At 59.0% G+C, this 5,938-nt stretch carries 4 protein-coding genes; 1 reads left to right on the top strand and 3 read right to left on the bottom strand.

What is annotated here, in order from left to right:
* Positions 1–206 precede the first annotated feature (206 nt).
* The 3 genes from NW815_RS00180 to NW815_RS00170 all read right to left on the bottom strand — a co-directional run bounded on the left by NW815_RS00180 (position 207) and on the right by NW815_RS00170 (position 3,469).
* Complete coding sequence (locus NW815_RS00180; RefSeq protein WP_414390477.1) at positions 207–1,010, bottom strand: hypothetical protein; 804 nt, start codon at positions 1,008–1,010, stop codon at positions 207–209.
* A 263-nt stretch (positions 1,011–1,273) separates the two neighbouring features.
* Positions 1,274–1,816 carry a transcriptional regulator NrdR gene (gene nrdR, locus NW815_RS00175; protein ID WP_414328718.1) on the bottom strand — a complete coding sequence of 181 codons (543 nt, stop codon included), beginning with the start codon at positions 1,814–1,816 and terminating at the stop codon, positions 1,274–1,276.
* Positions 1,817–1,891: 75 nt separating this feature from the next.
* On the bottom strand, positions 1,892–3,469 hold the full coding sequence (locus tag NW815_RS00170; RefSeq protein ID WP_414390480.1) for a cryptochrome/photolyase family protein: 1,578 nt from the start codon (positions 3,467–3,469) through the stop codon (positions 1,892–1,894).
* A 136-nt stretch (positions 3,470–3,605) separates the two neighbouring features.
* On the opposite strand from NW815_RS00170, the gene NW815_RS00165 reads away from it, so the two are divergent.
* Positions 3,606–5,938, top strand: a 2,333-nt coding sequence (locus tag NW815_RS00165) for a hypothetical protein (protein ID WP_414415606.1), incomplete at its 3' end; no start/stop codon positions are given.

Here is a 5,938-nt window from a genome sequence, read left to right as displayed (position 1 = left end):
AGCTTATTATTGACTAGAGTCATGCTCTATTGCACAGCTCAAAGCGGCCCTCGTCGGGCATATGCTCGAAGAATGTGTTAGGCGTCAGAGGAGCAGCGACAGCCTGGATCACAGATATAACCCCTGGTCATTCGTCAGTGGTGCGGAGCGCATTGGGGGCATCCTAACCCCGCCAGCGGGCTTTTGGAGCATCCTGTGAATAGCTCTCAGGGTGCTTGCACGGGCGGTGGGTTGTTGCGCAAAAACGGCTGTACGGCTACAAATCCCAACCCAAACGATCCAATGACTAAGACGACTGCAGCGGCCATCCAAAGTACGGCAGAGCCCTGGGATCCGTGATGTTGCTCCCGTACCCGCTGATAAATGCCGGTGGAATAGGCTGAGGAGTCTGCCTCGCCGAGATAGGGATCCGGGCCGCCCCTATCCTGCATCAACTCGTCCAGGGAAGGAACCTGGTAGCCAGTGCGGGGGTAGGGCTCGGCAGAGGTGTGGGTGGAAGGGTGGCGAAGGGAATCAAAGGAGGACGGGGCAAAGCCGTTGGATGAGAAGGAGGGGGTCTCGTTGCGGGCCTGTCGGCGCTTGAGGCGATTCAAAAAATCGTAGCTGGGAGGGGCTTCCGGTTGGCCGGGATTGGCAGTCGGGCTGTTCTGTTGGAAAGAGGCTTCAGAAGCTGCAGCAACTTGGGCAGCCTGGCCATTTGCGTCAGCAAGCCGTAGGCTGATTTGCTGCAGGCGCTTCAGGGTGTGGCCCAATTGCCCCTGGAACTCTCGGGTGATGGCAGCGAGCTCTCCAGACAACTGCTGATGCAGAGCGCGCAGGTGCTGGTTTTCCGAGGAAAGCAGGCTTACCTGCTGACGGGCAGACTCCAACTCTTCGGCCACTTGTTGATACAACTGAATCGGCACCACCCCTGGCCCCGTCTCCATTGCGGCAGGGGAGCGAAAGCCACTGGGGTTACTGTTGCTGTTGCGAGCGCCAGAGGGGCTAGAACCCCGAAAACCGTATTGCATAAATTGGGATCGACTCGGAAGGACAGGGGGCTGGGACAGCTTGACACAGAGGGATCCAAGATATCAGGGATCTCCAAGGATAGTGCTGAACACCGGCAATCTAAAGGCGTGCAGCTCTAGCTTTAGTGTAAGCCGCGATTGCTACCCCAAGCATACCGCTAAGCCTTTGGAATGGGCGATCTCTTCACAGCAATTTTTCCCGCCCACAAGCGCCATTTCCCCGCTGCTTCCAGGGAGGGCCGGCTTGCGCTGTCGTTCCCACGTCACGAATACTCTCCCACCAAGTCTGGAGAACCAGGAGATTCGGAATTTGAGGCAGAGGAGTCCTGCAGCAGCCGCTCCAGATCCCGTCGCAGAGGTGGTTCCAACTGTTCCAGCTCATTGACAAAGTCTTTTATACCCTGAAACTGGCGATAAACGGAGGCAAAGCGCACGTAGGCCACCTCACTTAGGTGTTGCAGGCGCTCCAGCACCATCTCGCCGATGCGCAGGCTGGTTACCTCTTGGGCATCTTCCAATTGCAGTTTTTCTTCGATCTCATTGACCAGCTCTTCCATCTGTCTGACGGTGACGGGGGTTTTTTGGCAGGCACGCATCACCCCTTGCAGGATCTTGTTGCGGTTGAAACTTTCGCGGGATCCATCCCGTTTAATGACCATGATGGGCATGAACTCGATGCGCTCATAGGTGGTGAAGCGGTAGCCACAGGACATGCATTCTCGCCGCCGCCGCACACTCTGGCCACCTTCTGCCGAACGAGATTCCAAAACTCGGATTTCTTGTTTGCTGCAGCGGGGACATTTCATGGCTTGCAGTCCTTACAAAGCGACAGGTGGGTAGGAGGGTGCCTCAATTTTACCGGATGCTTAATCTTCTGGTGCTTAGACAGATTGCAAATGAGATGGACTCTGTTCGTCGAGTGCAGATTGCAAGGGATCCCACCAAGCAGCGGCTTGCGCCTGGATCTGGGCCTTCAGCTCCGGTTCCATGCGATCCAAATGGATCAATACCCATTTCATTCTGCCCAAGGGGGCTAAGAGGGATCGCTGACGCAACAGGAAGTCCCAATACAACGTATTGATGGGGCAGGCTTGTTTGCCAACCTTTTCGCTGGGATTGTAGCGGCAATGACGGCAGTAGTCACTCATTTTGCGGATGTACTGAGCAGAGGCGGCATAGGGTTTGGTGGAGAGCATGCCCCCATCGGCAAAAAGGCCCATGCCGATGACGTTGGGCTGCATCACCCAGTCGTAGCTGTCGATAAACACATCCTGAAACCACGCTTCCACTGCCTGGGGTTGGATGCCGCTGATGAGGGCGAAATTGCTGAGCACCATTAGCCGCTGGATGTGGTGGGCATAACCATGACGGCGAATTTGATCCAGGGTGTGCTGCAGACAGGCCATGTCGGTTTTGCCCGTCCAAAAAAACTCTGGCAGGGGTCGCTGGTGGCCAAAAAAGTTGTTCTGGGCATAGCCGTTGGGCATTTGGTATTCGTAGAAGCCGCGCATGTACTCCCGCCAGCCCAGGATCTGGCGGATGAAGCCTTCGGCGGAGGGCAGGGGGATCCCGCCGCGATGGTAGGCTTGTTCGACGGCAGCGATGACTTCGTGGGGGGTGAGCAGGCCCAAGTTGAGGTAGGGAGAAAGCAGCGAGTGGAAAAGGAAGTCTTCCCCGGCTTGCATGGCGTCTTGCCAGGGGCCGAAGTGGGGCAGGCGCTCGTGAATGAAATGATCAAGCACTTGCAGGGCTTGGGCGCGGGTGACGGCCCAGCCAAATCCTTCTAAGGATCCGAAGTGATGGCCGTAGTGTTGCCTAACTTTTGCGATGACAGCCTGGGTAATGGCATCGGGGGAAAAGGTGAGGGGCTGGGGGTAGCGCATTCCGGGTTTGGGGGGATGGCGGTTTTCCCGGTCGTAGTTCCAGCGCCCGCCCAGGGGCTTGGGGCCATCCATGAGAATGCGGAAGCGTCTTCGCCCTTCGCGGTAAAAGTCTTCCAGAAGCAGGCGCTTGCGGCCTGAGGCCCAGTCGATAAATTGACGAGTACTCCAGAGGAAGTGGTTGTTTTCCAAGATCAGGAGGGGGCAAGGGAGGGTGGATCTCAGCTTTTCTATTTCATCTCGGACGGGAATATCGGCGGGCTGCATGAGGCGGATCTGCTGCAGTTGATGCTGCTTGGCCCAGGTTTGCAGGGGCTCGGCATAGCTGTCGGCTTCCACGTAGGTGACCGGGTAGCCCCGCTGTTGCAGTTCTTGGGCAAAGTGACGCATGGCCGACCAGACCAGCACCAGTTTCTGCTGATGGTGGTTGCGGGAGCTGGCCCACCGGTGAGATTCGATGAGAATGACGGGAACTCGGTCTGGGGATAGGGTCGAGAGGGAAGCGAGGGCGGATTGCTGTGGGTGGAGTTGATCCGCAAGGATCCAAACCCCTTCTGGGCCGGCAGATGGAGCGATCATGGGATGCTGAAGCTCTCGGTCTATGGGAGGAGCGCTGAGAATGACACAGGTTGAGTTTAGCTCTGGGGGGCAAGGCCAGGTGGCAGTTGCAAGGGATCCCAATGTCTGCTGAATCTCTGCGGATTGTTTTCAAAGCATGAACGGTACAGACGAGGAGAGAGAGACATTGCCGGAGAGACCCCACAGGCCGGGGATCCCTTTCCTGCGGTGGTGGGCCGGGCTGGGGATGGTGGCCCTGCTGCTGCTGGTGATCTGGAACTGCACGGATCCCTTGCCGCCGGCCTGGGATGAGGCGCAGCATTTGTTGCAGGCGCAGGCGTTTGGGCTTCACCTGCAGCGGTTTCGCTGGGATGGGCTGTGGGGGCAGCAGTTTTTGCATTTGAACCAGCGCTACCCCCCTTTGGCCTATTGGCTGGGGATCCCCTTGGCGGCTCTGCATCCCTTCAGCCGGGCGGACGGGCAGTTGCTCAACTTGGTGTTGCTGGGGGTTCTGGTTCTGGCAACCCAGCGGCTGGGACAGCGGGTCTATCGCTCTGGGGAAGTGGGCTGGCTGGCGGCGGCGCTGCTGCTCCTCTATCCGGGGATCACGGCTTTGGCCCACGTGTACATGTTGGAGTTGCCGCTGGTGGTGGCGGTGACGCTGGCGTTTTGGGCGCTGTGGGCCTATGGGGAGAAGCCTTCCTGGCGGGGGGCGGTGGGGGTGGGGGCGGGGGTGGCGGCGGTGCTGCTCACCAAGTGGACAGGGGTGCTGTTTTTGCTGCTGCCTTTGGTGGGGATCCCGCTGTTGCCGGGCAAGAGGATCCCTTGGTTGGTGCGGCTGGCCCATCTGACCTTGGGCATGGGCGTGGCGCTGCTTTTGTGCTGGCCTTGGTACAGGGCCAATTGGCTGTTTGTGCTCAGCAATGGGTGGGCTTACGCCGAGACTGCCCACTACTACATCACTTGCCCAGCGGGATCCCTGTGCTGGTGGACTGCCTACTTGCGCCTTTTGCCCCTGCAGATGAGCCCTTTTTTGTGTGGGTTGCCGCTGCTGAGCGGGTGGGGATCCCTGGACAGGCGAGAGGCAGTCTTGTGGGCCACCTACGGTTCCGGCTACCTTCTCTACACCCTGGTGGACATCAAAGATGTGCGCTTCACCCTACCCCTGCTGCCCCTCTTGGCCGTGTTATCAGCAGGCGGGATCCAAAAGGCTTGCCGGTGGTTGGAGGAACGCTGGGGTGCGTGGGCTTTGCAAAGGGGAGTCTGTGCAGGGCTAGTTCTGGGCTGCTTGGCCTTGGCCAATTTGGGTCGGCCCCTCACCCCAGGGGTGGCCCCTCTGTGGACGGGGATCCAGATGCGCTGGCAGGGGAAGCACCCCACGCAGGAGCTGACCCAGTGGATCCAATCCTTGATCCAGCCAGGTTTGACCACCACGTTGGGAGTTCTCCCCAATACAGAGCTGATCTCTTCCGAAACCCTCACCTACTTAGCAGCTCTCCAGCGCTGGCCGGTTACATTCCGCGCTGCCGGGCAAACCCCCTGGCCGGAGCTGGAGCTCTCCTTGCTGGATGGGTTTGTGGATGCCGAAGGGGAACAGGGAATTATTGGCCCTTATGGCCCGACTAAGGAGCAGATCCGGCAGCACCTGCGCAGCAGCCCAGACTGGCGACAAGATCCGGCGGTGGAGTTGCCTACCTTGGGTCGGCTGCACACTTACTTCCCTCGCTTTTCAAAGGTGACGGTACAGGAGTGGCCTCTTGAAGCTGAGGAGGTGGAGCTGGTGGAGGTTGAGGCGCTGTTGGAGCTGGGGATCCCCGCCTGGAAGTTACGCTGGCAAGGCCCAGCTCAGAACTTGGCCCAGACGCTGGTTTGGGCGCGGCTGGAAGATGGGCAAGGACGGGTTTTGGAGAAGCGGGCCTGGGTGCTGGGGCAGAATCGCCTGCAGCTCAACTCAACAGGCGGCTGGCTGGTGGAAGAGATCTTGACGCTGCCCATAACCGACTTCCCAAGAGGTGGCCTTCTCCACCTGGAATGGCAGTCGCTCAAAGGGATCCGCCATTCCCTACACCAATCCTGGAGAGGATCCCTGTCGAGCTTCCCGAAGGAGGGATCCCCCCTTGTAACGGATCCCTTGTTTCCTCTCCGCAGGGCGGCCAGAGCTGCCGCTGTTGGGGATCTGCAGGCCCTCTCCCTTTACCTCAATGCCTGGACAACCCTGCAATACCCGACTTTTTTGACGGATCCAGATCGCATCCTGGTACGGCAACTGCTGGAGGGGGAACGGCAACAGGCTGCTGCCCAAGGCCAACCGAGCCAGCAAATCCAAAGCCACTACCAACTGGGCTTGATGTTGGCGGCGCTGTTACAACCAGAAGCAGCTCAGTTGCATTTTCAACAGATCGTCGAGCTGGATCCGGAAGACGAGTGGGCGCGGGCTTACCTGGGGTTTTTGCGAGTATTGTTCACTCACGACTTTGAGGGGATCCGGGG

Source organism: Synechococcus sp. R6-7, assembly GCF_047461695.1.
Taxonomy (GTDB): Bacteria; Cyanobacteriota; Cyanobacteriia; order Thermostichales; family Thermostichaceae; genus Thermostichus.
Note: the sequence above shows the minus strand (reverse complement) of the source record. Positions and strands in the feature narration are given on the sequence as shown.

What these genes read in the sequence shown, in the direction of transcription:
- NW815_RS00170 (WP_414390480.1), bottom strand. Translation starts at nt 3,469, where the DNA reads ATGATCGCTCCATCTGCCGGCCCAGAAGGGGTTTGGATCCTTGCGGAT.
- NW815_RS00180 (WP_414390477.1), bottom strand. Translation starts at nt 1,010, where the DNA reads ATGCAATACGGTTTTCGGGGTTCTAGCCCCTCTGGCGCTCGCAACAGC.
- nrdR (WP_414328718.1), bottom strand. Translation starts at nt 1,816, where the DNA reads ATGAAATGTCCCCGCTGCAGCAAACAAGAAATCCGAGTTTTGGAATCT.